At 64.6% G+C, this 24,333-nt stretch carries 24 protein-coding genes; 14 read left to right on the forward strand and 10 right to left on the reverse strand.

What is annotated here, in order from left to right:
* The first annotated feature begins 113 nt into the window (after nt 1-113).
* From ACIQLF_RS03015 to ACIQLF_RS03025, 3 genes are all read left to right on the forward strand, one after another.
* On the forward strand, nt 114-1,415 hold the full coding sequence (locus ACIQLF_RS03015) for an MFS transporter (protein WP_400294169.1): 1,302 nt from the start codon (nt 114-116) through the stop codon (nt 1,413-1,415).
* Between the two features lie 145 nt (nt 1,416-1,560).
* Complete coding sequence (locus ACIQLF_RS03020) at nt 1,561-3,240, forward strand: amidohydrolase (RefSeq protein WP_400294171.1); 1,680 nt, start codon at nt 1,561-1,563, stop codon at nt 3,238-3,240.
* A complete protein-coding gene (locus ACIQLF_RS03025) occupies nt 3,237-4,187 on the forward strand; it encodes a CobW family GTP-binding protein (RefSeq protein ID WP_400294173.1) in 951 nt (316 codons plus the stop codon). Before ACIQLF_RS03020 ends, ACIQLF_RS03025 begins: the two co-directional genes overlap by 4 nt.
* Nucleotides 4,188-4,479: 292 nt before the next feature.
* On the opposite strand, the gene ACIQLF_RS03030 is transcribed toward ACIQLF_RS03025, so the two are convergent.
* From ACIQLF_RS03030 to ACIQLF_RS03060, 7 genes are read right to left on the reverse strand one after another with little or no spacing between them, the layout of a single operon-like run.
* Nucleotides 4,480-5,526, reverse strand: coding sequence for an LLM class flavin-dependent oxidoreductase (locus tag ACIQLF_RS03030; RefSeq protein WP_400294175.1), 1,047 nt, complete (start codon nt 5,524-5,526; stop codon nt 4,480-4,482).
* A gap of 18 nt (nt 5,527-5,544) precedes the next feature.
* Nucleotides 5,545-5,751, reverse strand: a complete 207-nt coding sequence (locus ACIQLF_RS03035; protein WP_400294177.1) for a 4-oxalocrotonate tautomerase family protein — start codon at nt 5,749-5,751, stop codon at nt 5,545-5,547.
* Between the two features lie 14 nt (nt 5,752-5,765).
* Nucleotides 5,766-7,250 carry an aldehyde dehydrogenase gene (locus ACIQLF_RS03040; protein ID WP_400294179.1) on the reverse strand — a complete coding sequence of 495 codons (1,485 nt, stop codon included), beginning with the start codon at nt 7,248-7,250 and terminating at the stop codon, nt 5,766-5,768.
* Complete coding sequence (locus ACIQLF_RS03045) at nt 7,247-7,999, reverse strand: alpha/beta fold hydrolase (protein WP_400294181.1); 753 nt, start codon at nt 7,997-7,999, stop codon at nt 7,247-7,249. The genes ACIQLF_RS03040 and ACIQLF_RS03045 overlap by 4 nt, the downstream gene beginning before the upstream one ends.
* 15 nt (nt 8,000-8,014) lie before the next feature.
* On the reverse strand, nt 8,015-8,566 hold the full coding sequence (locus ACIQLF_RS03050) for an amino acid synthesis family protein (protein ID WP_400294183.1): 552 nt from the start codon (nt 8,564-8,566) through the stop codon (nt 8,015-8,017).
* A complete protein-coding gene (locus ACIQLF_RS03055) occupies nt 8,563-9,231 on the reverse strand; it encodes an amino acid synthesis family protein (protein ID WP_400294185.1) in 669 nt (222 codons plus the stop codon). The genes ACIQLF_RS03050 and ACIQLF_RS03055 overlap by 4 nt, the downstream gene beginning before the upstream one ends.
* A 38-nt stretch (nt 9,232-9,269) precedes the next feature.
* A complete protein-coding gene (locus tag ACIQLF_RS03060) occupies nt 9,270-9,896 on the reverse strand; it encodes a GntR family transcriptional regulator (RefSeq protein ID WP_400294187.1) in 627 nt (208 codons plus the stop codon).
* 195 nt (nt 9,897-10,091) lie between these two features.
* Here ACIQLF_RS03060 and ACIQLF_RS03065 point away from each other — a divergent pair, with 195 nt between their 5' ends.
* The 3 genes from ACIQLF_RS03065 to ACIQLF_RS03075 all read left to right on the forward strand — a co-directional run bounded on the left by ACIQLF_RS03065 (nt 10,092) and on the right by ACIQLF_RS03075 (nt 13,420).
* On the forward strand, nt 10,092-11,066 hold the full coding sequence (locus ACIQLF_RS03065; RefSeq protein ID WP_400294189.1) for a flavin reductase: 975 nt from the start codon (nt 10,092-10,094) through the stop codon (nt 11,064-11,066).
* Nucleotides 11,067-11,414: 348 nt separating this feature from the next.
* Nucleotides 11,415-12,854 carry a purine-cytosine permease family protein gene (locus ACIQLF_RS03070; RefSeq protein WP_400294191.1) on the forward strand — a complete coding sequence of 480 codons (1,440 nt, stop codon included), beginning with the start codon at nt 11,415-11,417 and terminating at the stop codon, nt 12,852-12,854.
* Entirely contained in the window at nt 12,851-13,420 is a 570-nt protein-coding gene (locus tag ACIQLF_RS03075) for a cysteine hydrolase family protein (RefSeq protein WP_400294193.1), read from the forward strand. The genes ACIQLF_RS03070 and ACIQLF_RS03075 overlap by 4 nt, the downstream gene beginning before the upstream one ends.
* Nucleotides 13,421-13,558: 138 nt before the next feature.
* Here the strand turns inward: ACIQLF_RS03075 and purB are convergent, their stop codons facing one another.
* A complete protein-coding gene (purB, locus tag ACIQLF_RS03080) occupies nt 13,559-14,968 on the reverse strand; it encodes an adenylosuccinate lyase (protein WP_400294195.1) in 1,410 nt (469 codons plus the stop codon).
* A 200-nt stretch (nt 14,969-15,168) separates the two neighbouring features.
* On the opposite strand from purB, the gene ACIQLF_RS03085 reads away from it, so the two are divergent.
* Nucleotides 15,169-15,501: a hypothetical protein gene (locus ACIQLF_RS03085; RefSeq protein WP_400294197.1), complete on the forward strand. Its 333-nt coding sequence runs from the start codon at nt 15,169-15,171 to the stop codon at nt 15,499-15,501.
* 79 nt (nt 15,502-15,580) lie between these two features.
* Nucleotides 15,581-16,984: a hypothetical protein gene (locus ACIQLF_RS03090; RefSeq protein ID WP_400294199.1), complete on the forward strand. Its 1,404-nt coding sequence runs from the start codon at nt 15,581-15,583 to the stop codon at nt 16,982-16,984.
* Here the strand turns inward: ACIQLF_RS03090 and ACIQLF_RS03095 are convergent.
* Nucleotides 16,965-17,357, reverse strand: coding sequence for a phage holin family protein (locus tag ACIQLF_RS03095; RefSeq protein ID WP_400294201.1), 393 nt, complete (start codon nt 17,355-17,357; stop codon nt 16,965-16,967). The genes ACIQLF_RS03090 and ACIQLF_RS03095 overlap by 20 nt on opposite strands.
* Before the next feature lie 92 nt (nt 17,358-17,449).
* On the opposite strand from ACIQLF_RS03095, the gene ACIQLF_RS03100 reads away from it, so the two are divergent.
* The 6 genes from ACIQLF_RS03100 (at nt 17,450) to ACIQLF_RS03125 (ending at nt 23,971) form a co-directional block, all read left to right on the forward strand.
* The gene (locus tag ACIQLF_RS03100) at nt 17,450-18,571 is read left to right on the forward strand and encodes a histidinol-phosphate transaminase (protein WP_400294203.1); all 1,122 of its coding nucleotides are present in this window, start codon (nt 17,450-17,452) and stop codon (nt 18,569-18,571) included.
* Between the two features lie 120 nt (nt 18,572-18,691).
* Nucleotides 18,692-19,840, forward strand: a complete 1,149-nt coding sequence (gene pdhA / locus ACIQLF_RS03105) for a pyruvate dehydrogenase (acetyl-transferring) E1 component subunit alpha (protein WP_400294205.1) — start codon at nt 18,692-18,694, stop codon at nt 19,838-19,840.
* Nucleotides 19,837-20,817, forward strand: a complete 981-nt coding sequence (locus ACIQLF_RS03110; protein WP_400294207.1) for an alpha-ketoacid dehydrogenase subunit beta — start codon at nt 19,837-19,839, stop codon at nt 20,815-20,817. The genes pdhA and ACIQLF_RS03110 overlap by 4 nt, the downstream gene beginning before the upstream one ends.
* Before the next feature lie 72 nt (nt 20,818-20,889).
* Nucleotides 20,890-22,320, forward strand: coding sequence for a dihydrolipoamide acetyltransferase family protein (locus ACIQLF_RS03115; RefSeq protein WP_400294209.1), 1,431 nt, complete (start codon nt 20,890-20,892; stop codon nt 22,318-22,320).
* A gap of 142 nt (nt 22,321-22,462) precedes the next feature.
* A complete protein-coding gene (locus tag ACIQLF_RS03120) occupies nt 22,463-23,242 on the forward strand; it encodes a hypothetical protein (protein ID WP_400294211.1) in 780 nt (259 codons plus the stop codon).
* Between the two features lie 105 nt (nt 23,243-23,347).
* Nucleotides 23,348-23,971 (forward strand): phosphoribosylanthranilate isomerase, encoded by a 624-nt coding sequence (locus ACIQLF_RS03125; protein ID WP_400294213.1) that lies wholly within the window; start codon nt 23,348-23,350, stop codon nt 23,969-23,971.
* A 27-nt stretch (nt 23,972-23,998) separates the two neighbouring features.
* Here the strand turns inward: ACIQLF_RS03125 and ACIQLF_RS03130 are convergent, their stop codons facing one another.
* Entirely contained in the window at nt 23,999-24,259 is a 261-nt protein-coding gene (locus ACIQLF_RS03130) for a hypothetical protein (protein WP_400294214.1), read from the reverse strand.
* Nucleotides 24,260-24,333 lie beyond the last annotated feature (74 nt).

Genomic DNA, 24,333 nt, shown 5'->3' on the forward strand with positions numbered 1-24,333 from the left:
AATTGGCGCAAGCTGTGTTGGTCATCACAGTGATAGACAGAGATTCCTTGGAGGCTTTAGTGGGTATTTCACCCTCAGCGCATGCGGATTCCGGGCCTAAGCCGGCCGGATCGATGCAGAAGCGGGTTCTGGCAGGCGGCGCCGTCGGCCAGTTCATCGAGTTCTACGATTTCAGCTTGTACGGGCTCAGCGCCCTGATCCTGGCGACGCACTTCTTCCCCAAGGGATCGACGTTCACCGCGATGCTGGCGACCTTCGCCACCTTCGGCGTGGCCTTCCTGATCCGTCCGCTCGGCGGCCTGTTCTTCGGTGCGCTGGGCGACAGGATCGGCCGCAGGCCGGTCCTGTTCATCACCCTGATGGGCATCGGCCTGGCGACGGTCGGCATCGGGCTCATGCCCTCCTACGCGGCCATCGGGTTCGCCGCACCGGTCATGCTGGTGTTCTTCCGCCTCATCCAGGGCTTCTCCGCCGGCGGCGAATCCGTCGGGGCACCGGCCTTCGTGCTGGAGCACGCACCGCTGGAGCGGCGCGGGCTGTGGCTGTGCATCACAATTGCGGCAACGGCGCTTCCCGGCGTCTTCGCCGGCGGCCTGATCCTGGGGCTGAACCTGGTGTTCGGGCCGGACGGGTACGAACAGTGGGCGTGGCGCATCCCGTTCCTGCTGGCGTTGCCGCTGTCGGTGTTCGGGTTCTGGATCCGCAGCCGGACTGAGGAATCTCCGGAATTCCAGAAGGTGCTCCAGTCGGCCGATGCCAAGGAGTACAGCCCGATCAGCGAGGCCTTCCGCACCAACGGTGTGCGCATGGTCCAGGTGGCGCTTGTCTGCGGCCTGACGGCGCTGTCCTTCTACTTCCTGGCCGGCTACTTCGTCTCCTTCCTGCAGACGGTCGGCGGCCTGACCCGGGCCCAATCGCTGGGTCTCAACGCAATCATCATGGCGATCATGGCGATATCCACCCCGTTCGCGGGGCATCTCAGCGACAAGATCGGCCGCCGGCCGATGCTGCTGATCGGTTCGGCCGGCGTGGTGATCCTGGTGATTCCCGCGTTCCTGCTGATCACCAGCGGCAACGTCTGGGTCGCGATGCTCGGCCAACTGGTCTACATCCTGCCGCTGCTGGTCTACAGCGCCGGCAGCGCCACGATCTTCGTGGAAATCTTCCAGACCAAGACCCGGTTCACCTCCGCGGCCGTCAGCTACAACGTCGGCTACGCGTTGCTTGGCGGCACCGCTCCGTTGGTCGGCACCTGGCTGGTCGAGACAACCGGCTCGGCAATCTCGCCGGGTATCTACCTGGCCATCTATGCCGCGATCGTGTTCCTCGTGGTCCGGTTCGGCGGGGTCCCGGAAACCCACCCGTTGCTCGGCAAGGCCAGCAAGGAAGAGTCCGAACTCGTCAACCAGCAGTAGCACCGCTCGGCCTGATCGGCCTGGTCGCTGGGGCCTTGCGGGAACCCGAAATTGTTTCGCGTTTCCGCAATGTGTCCAGTGCAGGCCGATCGGCATTTCACTACCCGCACCAAGTTCAGAATTAGCGAAAGGCAGCTGCTCTTCCATGGAACCCACCATTGTCTACCCCGCCCGAATGATCCGCACGATGGACCCGGCGCGTCCGACCGCCGAGGCAATTGCCGTGCGCGGCGACCGGATCCGCGCCGTTGGCACCGTGTCCGAATTGATGGCGTACCCGAATACGGTTCTCGATGAACGCTACGCGGACGCCGTCCTGGTTCCCGGCTTCGTTGAATCGCACAGCCACGCGGGAACGGGAAACATGTGGAACGACACCTACGTCGGGTTGATGGATCGCACCGACCCCAACGGAAAGCTGTGGCCCGGTTGCCGAAGCATTGACGATATCGTCGCACGGCTGATCGAGGCCGATGCTGAGCTAAAGGATCCCGACGCACCCCTGCTGGCTTGGGGACTGGACCCCATTTACTTCCCGGGCGAAAGGCTCTCGACGAAGCACCTGGACCGGGTCTCGACCACCCGACCGATCCACATCATGCACACCAGTGCACACTCGGTCTCGGTGAACTCGGCGGCACTGGAGGTCTACGGAATCGATGCGGATACCAAGGTCATTGGCGTTGTGAAGGACGCTAACGGCAACCCCACGGGCGAGCTCCAGGAAATGGTGGCAATGGCCCTGGTGGGACGCCTGACCGAGGGCCGCGGGGCGATGTTCACGAACCCGGCAGCCCTGCGGGCCTTCGCCCAGGACGGCGTGAACACCGGCACCACCACCCTGACCGACCTCGGCTCGCAGGTGCTGATGGAGGACGAGGGCGTGGACATCTACCGATCCGCCGTCGACGAGGACTTCCCCGCCCGCATCAACGTGTTCCACTTCGGCGTGGGCGTCGGAAACGTGTCGCTGTCGCTCGAGGATGCAGCCAAGCGACTGGTGCTCCTGCGTGAACAATCCACTGACAAGCTGCGCTTCGGCAACGTGAAGCTCATGCTCGATGGCGCGATCCAAGGCTTCACGGCCCGTCTCATGGAGCCCGGCTACTACGGCGACCAGCCCAACGGGATCTGGGCCGTCAGCCCGGAAGAATTCCATGAGGCCTTCGAAACCTTCCACCGCGCCGGCATCCTGGTCCACGTCCACTGCAACGGCGACCAGACGACGCAGCTGTTCATCGAGACGCTCGAAGCGATCCTCTCCAAGTACCCGCGTCCCGATCACCGCCACACCGCCACCCATTCTCAGCTGACCACCAGTGCACAGTACCGTCGCTTGGCCGCGCTGGGTGCGTGCGCCAACATTTTCGCCAACCACATTTGGGCCTGGGGCGACCAGCACATGGACCTCACGGTCGGCCCGGACCGTGCATCACGGATGAACGCGGCGGCCACCGCGCTGCGCCACGGGGTCCCGATCTCGCTGCACTCGGATACCCCCGTGACGCCTTTGGGTCCGCTGCACACCATGAAGCACGCGGCCACCCGGCTGACGGTCTCCGGGCGGGTCATGGGCGAACACGAACGCATCAGCGCCGCGGACGCGTTGGAGGCAGTCACCCTGGGCGGCGCGTACATGCTGAAGATGGACCACGAGGTCGGCTCCCTGGAAGCCGGAAAGTTCGCCGACGTTGCGGTCCTGGCCGAGGACCCCCTCGACGTGCCGGCCACCCGGATCGGCGAGATCCACGTTTACGGCACCATGGTGGGCGGGCGTCACCACGCAAGCAACGTCGCAGCCCCGGTCATGGCCGGCACGCCTTGACTCCCCGTCTGGGTCTGATCGGCGGCTACCTGGGTTCCGGAAAGTCGACGCTGGTCAACCGGCTGCTTTCCGGGGCACTGCCGGGCCGCACCGCCGTGGTGGTCAACGATTTCGGCAGCGTCAACATCGATGCGGACCTCATCCGGTCGGCGGACGGCGACACGATCGAGCTGAGCAACGGGTGCATCTGCTGCCAGCTCAACGACGACGTGGCACGCACCATGACGGCGTTGGCGGCACGCGAGGACCTCGACAACGTCATTTGCGAGGTCAGTGGGGTGGGAGACCCCGGCGAACTGGCTGCCTGGCGTAGCTACCCGGGGTTTGCCCCCGGCCCCGTTGTCGTCTGTGCCGATGCGACGGCCATCGTACGATTGTCGCGCGACCAGTACGTGGGGGACACGGTTCGCCGTCAGCTGGGTTCGGCCGAGTTGGTCCTGGTCACCAAGACGGACCTGGCCGCGCACAGGGACGTCACGGCGGCACTGGCGATTTGCGAAGCGTCGGCCCCGCAGGCATTTGTGGTGCAGCAGGATCCGTTGGACCCGCAGCTTACCGCCGCCCGGCTCTTTGGCCTTGATGTGCGGCCACTGGAGCCAACCGGTCCCGTGGTGGCGGACGAACATGCCGACGTCCATTCCACCTGCACGGTTGAGGTGGCAGGCCCGATCGATGTCGATTCATTTCGGCGGGTTTTGTCTGCACAGTCGGAATGGCTGGTCCGAGCCAAGGGCATTGTTCAAGACGCGGACGGCCGTTGGCATGAGGTGCACCTGGCGGCGGGCCGCGTGGAGGTCACCGAACGCTTGGCGGAGGCTCCTGCACCCGACGCCGCCCGGCTGGTGTTGATTTCGGCCGGCGCCGAGCGAACAGCGTCTTTGGAGAATGCCCGGTCAGCGCTGGCGGCGGTCGTAGGTGTTGTGCCCCTGGCGATTCCCGGCCGCTAGTACTCTCCGCCTCGGTGGCAAAAAAATCGCCCCGGCCAACAGGCCGGGGCGATCCTAAGCCGCATCAAGAAGCGGAAGAATCCGCCCGGAGACTACTTCTTCAGGTGGCCTACCGGCTGTGAGACGATGCCGTTACAGGTGCCCGGGGTCGGGTCCTTCAAGCGCTCGTACGGGTTTTCCGTGCCCGGCACGCCTGCGATGGCCTCGCTTGGTGTTGTGTTTGGTGGCAAAACGTAGCAGGGCTCGGGTTCCGAACGAACCCGAGCCCTGCCTGGGAAATGCCGGTTCCCGGTTACTTGGCGAATGCCGGAACGACCTCGTCGATGAACAGCTGCAGCGAACGCTTCTTCTCCTCGTGGCTGAGGGAGTTGTCGTTCCAGAAGCTGTACTCGGTGACGCCGAGGTCTTCATAGCGGCGCAAGCGCTCGACAACTTCATCGGGGGTGCCGATCATCGCCGTCTTGTGCAGCGAATCCGCGGTGAAGTCGCCGCGGCCCTCGAACTTCTCCAGCGGGCTGGGCTCAAGGAAGCCGTTGACGGGCGTGGTCTTGTTGCCGAACCAGGCATCGAAGGTGCGGTAGAACTTCTGGATACCCTCGGCCGCCGGGCGCCAGGCCTCCGGCTCGTCGGCCGAATGGACGTAGGTGTGGCGCAGCACCATGATGTCGGGGCGTTCGGTGACCTCGGGGTGGTTGGCGATCGCGGTCTCGAACTTCTCGACCAGCGACTCCACCTCTTCGTCCCCCTTCATCAGCGGGGTCACCATGACGTGGCAGCCGTTGGCCACGGCGTAGTCGTGGGATTCGGGGCTACGCGCTGCAACCCAGACCGGAACCTTCTTCTGCACCGGCTTGGGCACCGAGGTCGAGGTGGGGAACTGCCATACTTCACCGTCGTGGGCGTAGTCGCCCTCCCAGAGCTTCTGGATCGCAGGGATGATCTCCTGCATGTGCTTGCCACCATCGGTAGCCGGCAGTCCACCGGCGACACGGTCGAATTCGAACTGGTAGGCACCGCGGGCCACGCCCAGCTCGGCGCGGCCGTTGCTGATGACATCGAGCAGGGCGACCTCGCCGGCAGCCCGAATCGGGTTCCAGAACGGGGCGATAATGGTGCCGGCACCCAGGCGGATGGTGGAGGTTTTGGCCGCGAGGTAGGCCAGCTGTGGAAGCGGGTTCGGGGAAACCGTGTACTCCATCGAGTGGTGCTCACCGATCCACACGGTGCCGAAGCCACCGGCTTCGGCCATCTGGGTCAGTTCGACCAGGTTCTCCCAGTGCTGCTGGGTGGTGAGCGACTCATCGTAGCGTTCCATGTGGATAAACAGGGAAAAGCGCATGGCTAGTTCCTTTCGGGCTTAGGTAGTGGTGTTTTGCTGGTTTCGTTCGGCGATCGTCACATTGGTCCGCGACCAGTGCTCGTGTTCGATCTCGCGCACGATGACCGTGATGTTTTCCGGGGCCGCGCCCACGGTGTGGACGGCGGCGTTGTGCAGGGCGTCCATCAGCGCGCGCAGTTGTTCGGGGCTGCGGCCCTTGGCGATGGAGACGTCTATCAGTGGCATGATGTTTTTCCCTTCTAGGAGCGCATGACGAACGGGTCTGCGACCGGCGACTCGTCGGTGTTGATCCACACGCTCTTCAGCCGGGTGTATTCGTTCATCGACTCGAGGCCGTGCTCGATTCCGACACCGGAGTTCTTGAACCCCTGGCGCGGGGACATCGGGGACATGGCACGGTAGGTGTTCACCCAGATCGTGCCGGCCTCAAGCTTGCGCGCCATGCGGTGTGCGCGGGACAGGTTCTGGGTCCAGACACCTGCCGCCAAGCCGTATTCGGTGTCGTTGGCCATGCCGAGCAGCTCGTCCTCGTGCTCGAAGGGCATGATCGCGGCGACCGGGCCGAAGATCTCCTCGCGCACCACCCGCATGTCGTTGTTGACATCGGTGAGCACCGTGGGTGCGTAGTAGTAGCCGGGCAGCGCGAGCCCCTCGGGACGGCAGCCGCCGGCCAGCACGGTGGCTCCCTCGTCCGTACCGATCTTCACATAGGAAGCGACCTTCTCCAGCTGATCGGCGAACGCCAGCGGACCCAGCTCGGTGGCATCGGCCAGCGGGTCTCCGATGACGATCGACCGGGCACGCGCGGTGACCTTCTCCACCAGCTCGTCGTAGACCGACTTGTGGGCGAACACCCGGCTGCCGGCAATGCAGGTCTGTCCGGCCGCCGCGTAGATGCCCGCGATCACGCCCATCGCAGCGTTGGAGACATTGGCGTCGTCAAAGACGATGTTCGGGCTCTTGCCGCCCAGCTCCAGGGTGCAGCCGATGAAGCGGTTGGCGGCCTGGGCGGCGATGTGCGAGCCGGTGGCGGTCGACCCGGTAAAGGAGATCTTCGCCAGCAGCGGGTGGCTGACCAGCGCGGCGCCCGCTTCGGCGCCGAAGCCGGTGACCACGTTGATGACGCCGGCGGGGAAACCGGCTTGCTCGGCCAGTTCGGCCAGTAGCAGCACGGTGCGCGAGGTGTATTCGCTGGGCTTGATCACCACGGTGTTGCCGGCGGCCAGCGCCGGGGCAATCTTCGAAGTGGTCAGGGTCAGGGGCGAATTCCACGGGGTGATGGCTCCGACCACGCCCAGCGGCTCGCGCTGCGTGTAGTTCAGGATCGCCGGGTTCATGGTGGGAATCTGCGCGCCCTGGACCTTGTCGGCCAGCCCCGCATAGTAGTAGTAGTACTCGGGCAGGGTTGCCATCTGTCCGCGCATCTCGCGCAGCAGCTTTCCGTTGTCAAGCGATTCGTTCATCGCCAGCTTCTCGGCGTTCTCGCCTACCAGATCTCCCAGGCGGCGCAGCAGGTGGCCGCGTTGGGTGGCGCTCAGGGAGCTCCATGCCGAGGAAGTGAATGCGGCATGGGCGGCCTTCACCGCGCGGTCGACGTCCTGCGTGTTTCCGCGGGCCGCTTCGTAGAGTTCCTCGAGCGTCGCGGGGTTGGTGCTGGTGAAGTAGCGGTCTTCGCTCGGGGCGACGTATTCACCGTTGATGAAGTGCATGTAGCGCTCGGTCATGATGGCTTTCCTTCATTCTCGCTAAAAAAACTGTTCAACTGTGCTGCCAAGGCGGGGGCATTCTCCACGGGCAGCATGTGCCTGGCTCCTGGAACGATGTGCACCTTGCAATGGGGGATGGCCGCCCCCAGCCGGTGGGACATCTCCGGGGTTGAGCCCGGATCCAGTTCGCCGGTGATGGCCAGCGTTGGCTGGGTGATCGAGCCAAGTTCCTGTGCGATCTCGCGGTCGCCTCGGGCGAAGACCGCGTAGGCGTGCAGGTAGGATTCCAGGTCATTGGCAGCCAGCACCCGCCGGGTGTCGTCAATGAGCTCGGCCGGAACCGTGCTCTGCCCGGCCGGGTACCAGCGCTCGATCGCCTGGTCCACGCCCTCGTGGAAGCGTTCTCCGGCGGTGGCCAGACGCTGCTCAACGGCCGCGGATTCCTCCGCGGTCCGCTGGCAGACCGAATTTACTGCGGTGAGGGTCAGTACCCGTTCGGGGGCGAAGCGCGCGATGTGCTGGGCGATCAGGGCACCGAGTGAGAATCCCACCAAATGCACCGGCTCGGATCCGGGGATCCGCCCCAGCACGTCGCTAGCCAAGTCGGCCAGGTCCTGCGGTTCGCGCAGCGCCGGCCGTGTGCCGTGGCCCGGCAGATCCAGCGCCAGGGATTCGCGGCCCAGCTGCTTCTGAAGAGGCCGCCACATGGTGTGGTCCAAACCCACACCATGCAGCAGAACCACCGTGGCCTGTTTGGAATTCGTCATCTTCGCCCCGGCTGCCTACAGCTCGGTGGACAGTGCCGCGAGGCGCTGCTGCGGGCGACCCTGGGTGGCGCCGGCCAGTGCAATGATGATTTCGCCCGGGTGCGGTGCGTCGGCGATCTTCACCTCGATGCTCTGGTGGTGCGAGCGGATGGTCGCATCGGTGAAGTGCTTGAGCGGGATGTCGAACTGCACGCCGGCCGGTCCGCGCTTCTCCACGGCCGGAAGCAGGGTGGTGGCGTTGGCGGCGTCGCGGAAGTGGTTGCCGAATTTCAGGGTGTGGATCAGCGCCGAGCCATGCTCGATCTCTCCGTCGAGTCCCACGATCGCGGCCTTGCCGTAGGCCTCAAGCGGAGCACCCAGGGCCTCGAGCACGCGAGGCGCCAGCAGAGCGCCCAGGTCGGAGGCGACCTTGTCGATGCCCTCGGTCAGATCCTCGACGAAGCCCTGGCCGGCCCAGGGGTTGTCGAACACCGCCGCCACGATGACCACGCGGGCCGTCGGGTCAACTGCTCGGCCGCCCTCGGAGGCGGTCTCTTCGATGATGGTCACTAGTTTGCGGTAGTTCACAGTGTGATTCCTTTCAGGATTTCGGAGGTGATTGAACGGTCTGTGGTGCGGTCGCCGATCCGCGCATGCGGACGAGGGCCGGTGGAAGCGGCGGCGATCACGGCAATTTCCCCTGCATGCGGTGCATCGGGCAAGGAAAGCTCAATGGTTTGGTAGTGGCTGCGGGTTGCCGCGGCGGTCTTGTGCCACAAGGGCACGCGCAACTGTTCTCCGGCGGTGGCCTGGCCGTCGACGAAGCAGATGATCGATGTGCCTTCAAGGGCCTCACGCAGCAAGTTGCCGAAGTACGGGGTGTGGATCAGTGCGCCAGCGTGTTCCAGCTCGCCGTCCAGGCCCACCAGTGCGGCCTTGCCGAACGCCTCGATCTTTTCGGCTCCGCCCAGCACCTCCAATAGGCGGTCGGAGAGAAGTTTGGCAAGCAGCGGTGCGATGGCCTCCGAACGTTCGGCCAGGTCATGTGAGATGCCGGTGCCGATCCAAGGGTTGGCGATGACCGCTGTCGCCGTTGCTCGGGTGATCGTTCCGAGCGATTCGTGCGGGACTTCCTCGATGATGGTAGTGATCTTGCGCAGTCCGATCGCCCCGGCGATATCGGAGTACTCGCGCAGCGTTGGGCGTTGGCTGAGGTCGATTGTTTTTGCCGTGGTGGCGAGTGGGCTGTTCATAAGTTTTCCTTTGACTTTGCGGTCCGGTCGCCGCGCTGCTATCGGTCGAGTTCGATGGTGCCGGTTTCGTGCAGGGCGGCCAGGACCGCGGATTGGCTCGAGGATGCCACGTGGCGGCGCATCACCAGTTCGGCCGCCAACGGATCCTTGGAAAGGATGGCGTCGATGATGGCCTGATGCTCATTCACGGAGTTCCGCAGTCGGCCGGGCATGCTCAATGTCTGGGAGACAATCCGGTGGTAGGCCAGCTGGTTCATCAGCAGGTCATAGTGCTCTGAGAGCTTGAGGTTGTCGGCTCCGGCAACCAACGTGCTGTGGAATTCATGCACCAGTTGCGAGTACCTTTCCGCATCCCCGTTTTCGACTGCTTCGGTTGACTGGGCAATGTTCTCCTGCAGCAGCAAGAGTTCCGGTACCCTGCCTCGACGAGCCAGCAATCCGGCCGCCAGCCCTTCGAAGGCCTCCTTGAGCTGGAACATCTCATGGATTTCTCGCTGGGTTGGTTTGCGAACGAACGTGCCAACGCGGGCTCGAACCTCGACAAGCCCCTCACGCTCAAGCTGCTTGAGCGCTTCGCGGATCGGGGTGCGGCTCATCTCGAATTCCTGGGCCAACGCGGTCTCGGCTAATAAATCACCGGGCTGCACCGCTCCTGTCACGATCATTTGACGTAGCCGGGTGAGTAGCGGTGGTTCAGTCGAGTCCGGGCGGGCCTTTGACTCAAGTGGAGTGATCTCTTGCATACAAGAACACTATCCCCACATTCTCTTGTATGCAAGCAGTTGCCGGAAAGTTCCCGTGTTTTCAAAGAATTTCCTAATTTCTGTTGACTCAGTCACATCGAATGCTACGATTCTTGCATGCAACAAATTCAAGATTCGAAGATTCAACTCACCAAGAACGCGCTCATTGCCGCATGGGAAGCGGCATGGGACCATGGCGAATTTGACGCCCTGGATGCCATGCTTCATCCGGAATACCGCCGTGAGAGCGCTCAGTCCCTGCACGTGGCCAATGCTCAGGACCTGAAGCAGGAAATCATGGATGTACGTGCCGCGTTCCCGGATCTGGCCACGCACATCGACAACATCGTGATCGACCCGGAAACCGGCGCTGCCGCCATCTTCTGGCGTACTACCGGCACCTTCACCAATGACCTGCAAGGAGTGCCGGCCACCGGCAGTACCGTGGAGACCCGCGGGTCGAACCTGTTGCAGTTCCAGGGCGACAAGATCCTGAGTGAAAAGGTTACTTGGGATCAGAGCGAGCTACTGGCGGATGTCGGTGTTCCCTCGCTGCGTTCGGCCTTCGAAACCCCCGAGGAAACGGTGGTTGACGACCTGAGCGGAATTCCAGGCCGCGATGAGCTCAAAGGTTTCAACCGCCAGTTCATTACAGGAGTCACCGTGGTGACCACCATCGACGACGCCGGGAAGCCGCGCGGACTGGCTGCGAACTCCTACGTCTCGGTGTCCCTGGAACCACCGCTGGTGCTGGTCTGCGTGCAGAAGACCACCAGCACCTACTCCTCGCTGTTCAAGTCCACTCACCTGGGCATCAACATCATGAGCAATGAGCAGCGCGATACCCTGGGCGTCTTCGCTTCAAAGGGCGATGACAAGTTCGCCAACCTTCAGTGGCATGAAGGCCCGAATGGCAGCCCGCTGATTGACGGGTCCGCCGCTTCGATCGAAGCCGAAATCAAGGAACGTTTCCAGGCCAAGACGCACACCGTCTTCATCGCGAAGGTGAAGCATTCGGAGGTCGCTGAGCTTGCACCCATGGTTTACAAGGCCGGCCGCTTCTTTGACGGCGCAGAGCTTACCGAGCTCTAGGGTTTTGCTCGCCGGGGCCCGTGCCATCGTGCCGCTGTTGGTTGTCGGCCCGCAAGCACTCCGGCAGGCAGTGTTCCTCTCCGCGGTGCCTTTCACAGTGATCGTCCCACAGCCGGGCCATTCGCTGGTCCAGGCATTCTGACCGGTTCCAGGCTGTCGGTTCCGGAGCAACAGAACACGGAACCGGGCAAACTTCGCAGACCGTACGCCCGCAGGACGAGGGACCAAGGGCGGTGACGGAGCCCGGGCGTTCAGCGGGAACAACCTGACCCAATACAACACGTAGCCATGGATGAGTTCACCCGATGCAACGGCAACCACACAAACACTTAAGAAAAGGACAGTTCAATGTCGGTACATGATGAATCAACGCCGGCCTACGGCACCTCGTTGACGAAAGCCGAACCGTTCGCCACGGAGCAAATCCCGGATACCGAACGCCATGGCCACCCGCGCAGCCAGTTCACCCTGTGGTTCGCCGCGAACATGGTGTTGGCTGTGATGGTTTCAGGGTTCTTCTCATCGCTGTTCGGTCTGTCGGTCGTCCAAGGACTGACCGCAGTGGCTGCGGGCACCCTGTTGGGCGTACTGGTGATGGGCGTGCTGGCAGGTATCGGCACCAAGCTGGGCGTGCCACAGCAGGTCCAGGGCCGCGGCCCGATGGGATTCTTCGGCAACTTCCTGCCGATCACCGTGCTGACCATCGTCTCGGCCATCGGCTGGACGGCTGTCAACACCGTGTTCGCGGTCATTGCCCTGCAGACGCTGGTCGATGTCCCGTTCGCGCTGGCAGCGACGTTGATTTTCGCGGTGCAGTCGGTATTCGCGATCTGGGGGCACAACCTGGTGCACCTGGTCAACAAGATCGCCACCGTGGTGTTGACCATCTTGTTCGTGGTTATCTCTATCCTGTCCCTGCGCGAGTCGGACTTCAGCCTCGGGGTGGACACCAGTGCTCCGTTGTACATGGGTAGCTTCGCCGGCTGGGTGACCTTCGCCGGGTTCTTCTTCGCCTACGTGATGACCTGGACCCCGTTCGCCTCGGACTTCTCGCGCTACCTGCCGCGCAACACTTCACACGCCAAGGTGGTCGGTTACACCGCCGCCGGCAGCTTCATTGCCATGGTCTGGCTTGGAAGCATCGGCGTACTGGTCTCCAGCTTCGCCGGGGAGCTCGACGCGATCCAGGCTTTGGCTGAACTGACCGGAAGCTGGGCGCCGGTGGCGATGCTTACCGTGGTGCTTTCCACCCTTCCAGTCAGCGCCATGAATTTGTACGGCGGATCACTGTCGCTGCTGACCATCAAGGTTCCGGTCAGCCGCATCGCCGGCGTGATCATCGTGGCGATCCTCAGCCTGGGCATGACCCTGCTGATGCAGACCAACCCATACGGCGGATTCTACGATTTTCTCTCGGTGCTGGCCTACCTGGTGGTGCCGTTCAGCACGGTGCTCCTGCTGGACTACTATGTGCGCATGCGCAAGAACATTGCCTCGGCCGTCGCCGACCTGTTCAACACGGGACGGCGCTTCGAGTGGGGCTTCATCGCCTGGGTCGTCGGCTGCCTGGTCTCCGCACTGTTCTGGAACACGAGCCTGTTCACCGGACCGTTTGCCTCGCTGGCCAACACCTTCGGTGACTTGGGCTTCATAACCGGCGCGGTCGCCTCCGCGGTGGCCTACCTAGTCCTGTACAAGCTGCCGGTTCCGGCGGGCATGCGCGTGGCGGACCGCCCCGGCATCAGCGAACTGCGCCACGACTTGGAAAAGGAATCGAACAATTCATGACACCTCTTGCCAGGACTGGACAGCGTGAGAACGCGGCGCTAGTGGTGATCGACATGCAGCGGATCTTCCAGGAACCGCAGAGCCAGTGGTTCGTCTCGAACTACCAAGACGTGGAGCAGAACGTACGCAAGCTGCGCGACTCCTTTGAACAGGTCATCTGGACGCGGTTTGTGCGCGACCCGCAGGAGCTTGGCGCCTGGGCGGACTATTACAACAAGTGGGACGAGTGCCGCGAGGAACCCGAATCCGACCGCTGGAACATCACCTTGCCCCTGCAGGGCAACGAGCAGGTTCTCTCACTGCCGACCTTCACCAAGTGGGGAGCGGAGCTGGCTAGGATGACCGAGGGATACCAGCACCTGGTGGTGGTCGGTGTGGCCACCGACTGCTGCGTGCTGTCCACGGTGCTGGGTGCGGTGGATGCAGGGAAGCACGTCACCGTGGTCTCCGATGCCTGTGGTGGGGCCACCCCGCGCGCCCACGACCAGGCGTTGGAACTGATGGAACTGCTCTCACCCATGGTGACGGTGTGCACCAGCGAAAGCCTCCTGGAGCCTGCCAACTAGGTTTCAATGAAACCGGCACGGTGACCGGGAGGGCGGCGCTGATGCGGTTCGATCCCCCCTCGGAACGTGTGAGACCGCCCAGAAAACAACGAGGTCCGTGGAGCCAATCGGCTCCACGGACCTCGTTGTTTTAAGCCGCTACTTTTTCAGGTGGTCGACCAGCTGCGAGGCGATGCCGTTGTAGGTGCCCGGGGTCAGCGCCAGCAGGCGTGCCTCGGCATCCGCGGACAGGCCCAGCTCGGAGACGAACTCCTGCATGCGGGCCGCGTCCACGCGCTGGCCGCGGGTCAGGTCCTTGAGGCGCTCGTACGGGTTTTCCATGCCCTCGACACCGGCGATGGCCTCGGCGCGCATGACCATCTGGATGGCCTCGCCGAGCACCTCCCAGTTGTGGTCGAGGTCGTCGGCCAGAACGGCCTCGGCGACGTCAAGGCGGTCAAGGCCCTTGGCGACGTTGGAGATCGCCAGCAGCGAGTGGCCGAAGGCGGTGCCGATGTTGCGCTGCGAGGAGGAGTCTGTGAGGTCGCGCTGCCAGCGGCTGGTCACCAGGGTGGCGCCCAGGGTGTCGAGCAGGCCGTTGGAGATCTCCAGGTTCGCCTCGGCGTTCTCGAAGCGGATCGGGTTGACCTTGTGCGGCATGGTCGAGGAACCGGTGGCACCTGCAACAGGGATCTGCGCAAAGTAGCCGATGGAGATGTAGCTCCACACGTCGGTGCACAGGTTGTGCAGCACGCGGTTGAAGCGGGCCATGTCCGCGTACAGCTCTGCCTGCCAGTCGTGCGACTCGATCTGGGTGGTCAGCGGGTTCCACGTCAGGCCCAGGCCCTCGACGAAGGAGCGCGAGACTTCCTGCCAGTCGGCCGACGGGACCGAGGCGTAGTGGGCGGCGTAGGTGCCGGTGGCGCCGTTGATCTTGCCGAGGAACTCGGTCTTCTCGATGCGGTCCAGCTGGCGGGTCAGGCGCCATGCCAGGACTGCGAGTTCCTTGCCCAGGGTGGTGGGGGTTGCCGGCTGGCCGTGGGTGCGCGAGAGCATCGGCACGTCGCGGGATTCCTCGGCCATGGCGGTGATCTGTGCGACCAGGGTGCGAGCGGCAGGCAGCCACACGTTCATGACGGCATCCTTGACGCCCAGGGCGTAGGAGAGGTTGTTGATGTCCTCGGAGGTGCAACCGAAGTGCACCAACGCGGTCAGGTCGGCGATGCCGATGGCCTCGAGGCGGCGGCCGATGTAGTATTCGACGGCCTTGACGTCGTGAACGGTCACGGCTTCGATCTCGGCCAGCTCGTTGACCGAGGCGGCGTTGAACTCGGTGACGATGGCGCGCAACGCTGCACGCTGTTCCTCGCTCAGCGGGGAGGTGCCCGGGAGCACCGAGTTGTCGGTCAGGTGGATCAGCCACTCGACCTCAACGTGGACGCGGTCGCGGTTGAGGGCCGCTTCGGAGAGGTGGTCGACCAATGGGGCGACTGCTGCACGGTAACGACCGTCCAGGGCACCAAGGGCGAGGGGTTCGGATGCAAGTGAAATGCGCGCGGAATCAGCCATGATGCCCATTCTTTCATGTTTTGCCTCACTGCGGCCGGGAGAGTGACGCCCCACACGCTCGCGGGTGCGCTCCCGAGTGGCGGGGATATCCACAATCCGGGACCCGCCGGGCGTTCGGTGCCCGTGGCGCTTGTACCGTTGCACGCAATGGCTGCGTAACAAGGCGAAGCGCCGCAACCCGAAGGGGACGTGATTCAGGGATGTTGGAGGCAATTGCCGACGAGATGCTGATGCGGGTGGTGGCCACCCAGGCGGTGGTGTACCGGGCACGGGAACAGCTGGATGAGGTGCTCAACCTGCAATGGGAATCCCCGGCCGGCCGCGCGTTCAGGGACCGCGCCGCGGAGTTGGCCTCCAAGGTTGCCGACCTTGATGCGCGGCTGGAAACGGCACGTGGAGAAATCTGGGCCGCCCGCGCCGACCTTGCCGAGATCGAGGCTTCGATGCTGTCCGGGTTGACCACCCTTGGACCGGTGTCGATGCCGGGAGGATTGCCGATCGGGCTGCTGGGCGGACTCGGGTTGGGGAACTAGGGGCATCGATGGGATACGAAAGTCGCGGGGGAGTGGCGGGGTCGAATTTTCCCTCGAGGAACTTGAGCGGGGCTCCGCAATGCTGGCGGCGGCGGGTGCCGAACTTCTGGAGGGGGCCGCGAAGCTGGCCCTTTCGCCCCAACCTCCCGCGGCACTATTGCTGCTGGGCGCCGTCCTGATGCGCCAGCGCGTGCTTGCCGCGGCGAACTCGGTCATCGAGCTGGCGGCGCTCTGCTCGGTCCGGGCGGCGGAGGCTGGCGGCCTGGCACTCAGGGTCCAAGCCGCCAGCGACGCCTATGAACAGTCCGAGGCGTTTGCCACGCGGCAAGTCAACGATGCGCGCGGTGCGCTGCTGCCCTTGATCCTCATGTGGGACCTGGCGACAAACAAGGGCCGCCCGAGCACCGACACCATGGAGGACCTCATCAACCAGGCCCCGGCCATGCTCGGTGCACTGCTTCCGGGACCGGCCGGGAGCCTGGCCCTGTTGCGGGACAGGGAACACGGTGGGCTCTTTGACACGGGCGTGGCCCAACGGCTGTATCCGGTGCTGGGACCCGGGCTGGCCGGGCTCGGCCTCATCCAGACGGGGCCGGTCGAGGTCGCCGCACTCAACGGGACCCGCACGCTGGAAACCAGGGGTGCCCTGGACACGATGCTGGACCTGCAAGCGATCGCCGAGCAGGAACCGCCGGGCAGCCTCCTGATCAGCACGGTGCAGGGCGACGGGCCGCCGGTGCATATCGTCACCATCCCCGGCACCCAATCGGACCCGCTGCGCGAGGGCCTCGAGTCGGTCAAGGGCCTCAGCGGCGTCCAGCCGGGGTCCAGCGGAATGAACCCCTGGGACACCGCGGGCATCGCCGAGGCCATGGGTTTCGGATCCCAGCATGTGTCGGCGGCGGTGGGGGACGCGCTGGCGCAGGCGGGTGCCAAGCCCGGCGACACGGTCGTGCTTAGCGGATACAGCCAGGGCGGAATCCACGCAGCAAACCTTGCCGGGGACACCCGGTTCAGCGACACCTTCGACGTGTCCTATGTCTTGACGGTGGGATCCCCGGTGGCGTTGGCGGCACTGCCGAAGACAACGAAGGCGTTTCACCTGGAAGACCGCCAGGACATGGTGCCGGGGACCGACGGGTCGCCGAACCCCGCGGGACGGAACCGGGTCACCGTCTATTTCGATGGTCCCGACCCGTCGGAGGACCTGCCGAACACGGGATTCGGGCAGGCGCACAAGCTGGCCAATTACCGGGAACACGCCCGTGAACTCAGGGGCTCAACGGATCCGGACATCGCCGAATCCACTGGCCAGCTGGCGACCCTGCTGGCCGGGTCCGGCAGCCTGACCGTGCGTTCCTACCAGTTGAGGCGGGTCGTTCCCGCGGGCAAGGGCGCCCCGGCACCCCGGCCCGCGGAGAGTCCTCGGCCGCCGAAGGAAAAGCAGAAAGCCGTCCCTCCCGTTACTTCCGGTTGGGGGTGATCCATCCGATCAGCGCGGAGACCACGGAAATGATCAGCGCGGCGATGATTGCATCCCAGAAGAAGTCGTTCACGTGCAGCCCGAACGGCATGTAGGTGGTGATCCACGATGTCAGCATGAGCATGCCCGCGTTGATGACGATGGCAAAGAGCCCCAACGTGAGGCACGTGATCGGCAGCGACAGGACGCTCACGATGGGTCGGATCAGTGCGTTGACCAGACCGAAAATCAGGCCCACGGTGAGGTAGGCCAAAACTATGCCCAGGGTCTTGTCGTGGACTGGTGCAGGGGTGACGCTGATGCCTGGCACGACCCACGCAGCAGCAGCCAACCCAAGGGCATTGATAACCACACGGATGATAATCGCAATCATGGCCCCATAATTGCACACGTTTATGTGAGCCATCGGCGTACACGCGCACTTCTCAGCCGCTTCTCAGGTGCCCCATTCGATAAGCTGTGACCATGACCACCCAACACCCTGTGTCCCACGATCCGGTTCAGCCCCGCACCATCATTGGGCGGATGCCAAAGTATGCCGCCGGGAAACCGCCGGCCGAGGTTTCCGGGTTGGCTGCATTCAAGCTCTCCTCCAACGAGAACCCGTTGCCGCCGATCCCCGCGGTGCTCGATGCGATCCGCGAACAGGTTTCGGTGAACCGCTACCCGGATCCGCTCTCGACCAAGCTGCGCAACGCGCTTGCCGGGTTCCTGGACGTGCCGGCCGACGACATCGTCACGGGGGCCGGATCGCTCGGCGCGCTGACGCAGATCCTGGCAACCTTTGCCGGCGAGGACGTCGACGGCGTGCAAGACGAGGTCGTATACGCGTGGCGTTCCTTTGAGGCATACCCGATCGTGGTCCAGACCGCGGGCGCGCTGCCCGTGGAAGTTCCGTTGCTGGCCGACGGCCGCCACGACCTCGACGCCATGGCCGAAGCCGTCAACGAGCGCACCTCGGTCATTCTGCTGTGCACGCCCAACAACCCGACCGGGCCGATCCTCACCCAGGACGAGGTCGAGTCCTTCATCGCCAAGGTTCCCTCGAATGTGCTGATCGTCATCGACGAGGCGTACCAGGAATTCGTGCGTGACGAAAACGCCGTGGATGGCATCAAGACCTACCGGGAGCACACCAACGTCGTGGTGCTGCGGACCTTCTCCAAGGCCCACGGGTTGGCAAACCTCCGCGTGGGATATTCGGTCTCTCACCCGGAGATCACCAACTACCTGCGCGTCGGGGCAACCATGTTCGCCGTTTCCTCGCTGGCCGAAGATGCGGCAGTGGCCTCGCTGGCCAACTACGACCAGGTTGTCGAAAGGGTACAAAGGATTGTCGACGAGCGTACCCGTGTGGTGCATGCGCTCAAGGAGCTCGGATGGGACATTCCGCAGGCCGAAGGCAACTTCGTCTGGCTGCCACTGGGAGCGAATACCGCCGAGTTCGTTGAGATTGCACAGACTCAGGCGCTATCGGTGCGAGGATTCGCCGGTGAAGGCGTGCGTGTGAGCATCGGCGAGGTCGAGGCAAACACCCGTTTTGTGGATCTTTGTCGGAACTATCCAAAAGGTTCTTCGCTTTCCTAGGGCGAATAAGTCGTAATCAGCGACTTTAGAACGTTAGGCTTGAACTAATAAACCCGCTATATGCCCCATGCGGAATGCATTCCGATTGGGGCATATTTCATTTATGTAAGGACCCTCGGTATGACCCAAACCGTGCACGAGCCCTCGGACGAAACGCTGATACAGCTGCTGACCCCCGAAGGTGAGCGTCGCTCGCATGCCGAGTACGACAGCTACATCCAAGACGTAGACGCCGCAATGCTTCGCGATTTTTACCGCGACATGGCGCTGACCCGCCGATTCGACCAGGAGGCCACCGCGCTGCAGCGTCAGGGCCAACTGGCCCTGTGGGTGCCGTTGCGCGGGCAGGAAGCCGCCCAGATCGGATCCGGTCGGGCCACCCGACCCAACGACTACATCTTCCCGACCTACCGGGAACACGGTGTGGCGCTGACCCGCAACGTCGACTTCCCCCAGATGCTGCGCATTTTCCGGGGCATCTCCAATGGCGGATGGGATCCGCGGGAAAACAACTTCCACATGTACACCATGGTGCTGGCGGCCCAGATGCCGCACGCCACCGGTTACGCGATGGGTGTGCAACGCGACCAGGCCGGCTGGGACGCCGAACGCCTGGAAAAGGAAGGCACCGCTGTCGTCGCCTACTTCGGCGACGGATCGTCCACCGAGGGCGAAGTGCACGAATCCATGGTCTTCGCCGCAAGCTTCCAGGCTCCGGTGGTCTTCTTCTGCCAGAACAACCAGTGGGCGATTTCCGTGCCGTTCCACGTGCAGTCAAAGGTTCCCCTGGCTGAGCGCGCCGCCGGCTACGGTTTCCCCGGAATCCGCGTTGACGGCAACGACGTCCTCGCCGTCCTGGCCGTCACCCGCTGGGCCCTGGAACGCGCCCGCCGCGGAGAGGGACCGGCCCTGATCGAGGCCGTCACCTACCGCATGAGCGCACACACCACGGCGGACGACCCCACGAAGTACCGCATGAGTGCCGACGAGGAAGCCTGGGTCGGCCGCGACCCGGTGGCCCGGCTTGAGAAGCACCTGCGCGACAACAACCTGGCCGACGAGGCGTTCTTCGAACAGGTCGTCGCCGACGGCCACGCCATGGCAAGCCGCGTTCGCGAGGAAGCCATGGCGTTCCCCGAACCCGAACTGGCGCAGTCCTTCGCCAATGTGTATGCCGAGGCGCACCCGCTGATCCAGGAGGAGCTCAAGTGGCACCTGGAATACGAGGCAGGTTTCGCAGAGAACACCGAGGAAGGGGCCACCCGATGAGCACCACCACCATGACCCTGGCCAAGGCCATCACCGCCGGACTGGACAAGGTCCTTGCCGACGACCCCAAGTCCCTGCTCATCGGCGAGGACATCGGACGCCTTGGCGGCGTCTACCGCGTCACCGACGGGCTGATCGACACCTACGGTCCCGACCGGGTCATCGACTCCCCGCTGGGCGAGGCCGGAATCATCGGCACCAGCATCGGCATGGCCATCCGCGGCTACTCGCCGATCGCCGAGATCCAGTTCGACGGCTTCGTGTTCCCCGCGTTCAACCAGATCACCACGCAGCTTGCCAAGATGCGCGCCCGCTCGGAGGGCCGCTTCGGCGCCCCGGTGGTCATCCGCATCCCGTACGGCGGCGGCATCGGTTCCATCGAACACCACTCCGAATCCCCGGAGGCGCTCTTCGCGCACACCGCGGGCCTGCGCATCATGGCGCCGTCCAACGCGCACGACGCCTACTGGATGATCCAGCAGGCCGCCGCGTGCCAGGACCCGGTGATCTTCTTCGAACCCAAGCGCCGCTACTGGCTCAAGGGCGAGGTCGACACCGAGCGCCCGGCCGCCGACGCCTTCAAGGCGCAGGTGATCCGCCCCGGCGAGGACGCCACCATCGTCACCTACGGCCCCTTGGTCCCCGTGGCGCTTGCCGCGGCGGAGGCCGCGCGCGAGGACGGGCGATCCGTGGAGGTCATCGACCTGCGTTCGGTGTCCCCGATCGACTTCGACACCATCACCGAGTCGGTGGAAAAGACCGGACGGCTCATCGTCACCCACGAGGCCCCGACCTTCGGCGGACTCGGCGGAGAAATCGCCGCCCGCATCACCGAGCGGGCCTTCCTCTCCCTGGAGGCACCGGTCATCCGCGTCGGCGGATTCCACATGCCCTACCCGGTGGCCAAGGTCGAGGAACAGTACCTGCCGGACATCGACAAGGTCCTCGAGGCGCTCGACCGCTCCTTCGCCTACTAGGCACGCCCGCCCACCTCAACCGGTGCGTTTGCGCGCCACAGACCCATCAACGTTCCCTTAAGGAGTCAGACGATGAGCACCTTTAATCTTCCCGACGTCGGCGAAGGCCTCACCGAGGCGGAAATCGTCAGCTGGAAAGTCAAGCCAGGGGACACCGTGGCCATCAACCAGGTCTTTGCCGAGATCGAGACGGCCAAGTCGCTCGTGGAATTGCCGAGCCCGTACGCCGGCGTGGTCAAGGCCCTGCACGCGGCCGAGGGCGAGACCCTTGCCGTGGGTGCGCCGCTGTTCACCGTGGACGAGGTCGGCAGCCAGCCCGAGCCGCTGACCAACGTGCCGGCGGTTGCCGACATCGCCGAGGCGGACACCCCGGTGGCCAGTGAGGAGCCGGGCCCGCTGGTCGGCTCCGGGCCGAAGGCCGACGCCGTGAAGCGCCGCGCCCGCGTCTCGCGCCCCGAGCCCGCTGCCGCAAGCCGCCCGGCCCCGGCAGCGACAACGGCACCGGCAACGCCCGCCGCGCTGGCCGACACCATTTCCCGCCGCGCCACCGAGCTCGGTGCCGCCGGAACGCGGCTGACCGCCGCAGCCAAGCCGGCGGTCGCCGCACTCGTGAACCGCGTGCTGGCCAAGCCTCCGGTCCGCAAGGTCGCCAAGGAGCTCGGCATCGATTTGACCGAGGTCATCGGCACCGGAGGCAAGGGCGAGATCACCCGCGAGGACGTGCTCTCCTACAAGGCGCAGCGCGAGGCCGAACGCGACGCGGCCCCGACGTTCTGGTCCCCGAAGGGCGTGGAGCTGGACCACCGCATCATCCGCACCCCGGTGCGCGGCGTCCGCAAGGCCACGGCCAAGGCCATGGTCGACTCGGCGTTCACGGCACCGCACGTGTCGATCTTCGTCGACGTGGATGCCAGCCGCACCATGGAATACGTGGCACGCCTGAAGAAGAGCCGCGACTTCGAAGGCATCAAGGTCTCCCCGCTGCTGGTTCTGGCCAAGGCCGTCATCTGGGCCGCGGCCCGCAACCCTTCCGTCAACGCCTCCTGGGTCGAGACCGAAAACGGCGCGGAGATCCAGGTCAAGCACTTCATGAACCTGGGCATCGCCGCGGCCACCCCGCGCGGACTGATGGTGCCGAACATCAAGGAAGCGCAGGACCTGTCCATGCGCGAGCTGGCCATCGCCCTGAACGACCTGGCCGAGACCGCGCGCGCCGGCAAGACCAGCCCGGCAGACATGACCGGCGGCACGCTGACGGTGACCAACATCGGCGTGCTGGGGATCGACACCGGAACCCCGATCATCAACCCCGGCGAGGTGGCGATCGTCGCCTTCGGCACCATCCGCCAGAAGCCGTGGGTCGTCGACGGCCAGGTTGTTCCTCGCTGGATCACCACCCTCGGCGGCTCCTTCGACCACCGCGTGGTCGACGGGGACCTGTCGGCCCGCTTCATGGCCGATGTCGCCGCCATCATGCAGGAGCCCGCGCTGCTGCTCGACTAACCCGGTTCGCGATCCAAGAGACCGAGTCCGACGCCCTGGAAACGGGGTGTGTGGACCCGGTCTCTTGGCTTTAAGGAGCGGATCGGGCACATTTGTGGCAAGCAGGTTTTCACCCAGGCACCCTTGCTCAAGGAGAACGGCCATGCACGCCACCATCCACAGCCCGGTCCGCTTCCCCGTGCGCCGTAAGCCCCTTGTTTACTGGCTCGGTGCGGCCGCGGCGGTGACCCTTGCGGCCGGGTGCGCTGCCACGCCGATACCGGGCTCTGCCCCGAGCGGAACCGGGCTGCAATCCCCGGCTGCCACGTCCGGAGCCCCGACGCCGCCACCCACCCAGGCGCCACGGGTCGACACCTCCGAGTGGAAGTCATTTGAAACTTTCGGCGTCAGTTTCAAGTACCCGGCCGAGTGGAGAATCGTGGCCAAAAAGGACTGCGAAGGCTGTGAACCCGCGGGGGATCCCAGAAAGAACCCGTATGCCAAATGGAACATCGTCGACCCCAACGGCATTCAAATCGCAGAATTCAGCGCCGACTCCGCCGACGACAATTCCGGGGACGCCACCTATGTGCGGACCCGGCTTGAAACGATCAAGCTGGATTCCAACCTGGCGGCTCCAACGGTGGTTCTCTTCGAGCACTCGCTGGCAAACACCCCCACCAGGGAGAACTACCGGACGGCGGCCCTCATGGTTGACGACGCGGTCCTGGCTGCCGATCGCGACGAGCTTCCGCAGATCGCCTATTTCCACCCGCGCAAGGGCGTTTCCGCGATGCTGGAAACCACCAACGGCTTCGCCAAGAGCCTGGGATTCAAGGTTCAAGACGTCAGCCTCGGAGACGCCATCAAGATGATGGATACGACCGGGTACAAGCAGATGGTGGCGCTGATGCTCAGCGTCGAGGCGGTGCCGGAGAAGTAGCGGCCTCACCGCGAGGCCGTGCGCAGGTCACGGATCCAAGCCGGCGCGGCGCCACTGGATACCATTGATGGGGTAACCAAGGACTTGCGACGGAGAAGAACACCAATGCCACAGCTGTACATCAAGATCTGCGGGCTGAGCACTCCCGAGTCCATCGCCGCGGCCGTTGACGCCGGGGCCGACGCGGTGGGGTTCGTCTTCGCACCGGGCAGCCCCCGCACCGTGGATGCCGAACTGGCGCGCACGCTCGGCGGGACAGTGCCAAAGTCCGTCGAAACCGTTGGCGTCTTCCGCAACCAACCGCTGGCCGAGGTCCTGGACATCGCGAAGCGTGCGGCCGTGAGCACCGTGCAGCTGCACGGGGACGAACCGATCGAAGACGTCCGGGTGCTGCAGGCCGCGGGGTTCAAGACGTTGCGGGCCTTTTCCGTCGACGCGTTCGAGGCGCTGCCGGCAAAGGAGCGTTCGCTGTGGGATGCGGAACGCATCCTGATCGACGCCGTGGAGCCGGGAGCGGGTGTCACCTTTGACGCCACGAACGTGCTGGCCGAACCGCCTGCGGGCATGTGGCTTCTGGCCGGGGGACTCAACCCGGGCAATGTCGCGGGACTGGTCAATACCCTCAAGCCAAGCGGCGTCGATGTTTCAAGCGGGGTCGAATCAAGCCGCGGGATCAAGGACAACGGGCTGATTGCCGACTTCATCCGGGCGGCACGTTCGGCCGAATGATCGGCTGGTTCCTTGCCCGGGAGCGGCTCAGCTGAAGATAAACGAGACGGCGGCGGTGAACGACTTGACCTCGTAGCGGACCACGGCCGGGACAACCGCCGGGGCGTGATCCTCAAGGAACCGGCGCAGGTGCCACATGGCCCATCCCAGCCGGTCGGCCGGCAGGACCGTGGTGGGGACCGTGACCACAAAATGCGTGGCAACCGGGGCGCCTGCCGCGGTGCGGTCGGTGATGGTGGCGGTTACGCTGCCGATGGAGAGGGTTTCGGCTGCTACTTGGGTGCGCATTTCGGGGTCCTTGGGGTCCTGCGGCTTGTGGGGTTGGGATCGGCCTGAGGGCCGGTTTGGAGGGTCCGGGTTTT

Origin of the sequence: Paeniglutamicibacter sp. NPDC091659, assembly GCF_044756805.1 — a bacterium.
Classification (GTDB): Bacteria; Actinomycetota; Actinomycetes; order Actinomycetales; family Micrococcaceae; genus Paeniglutamicibacter.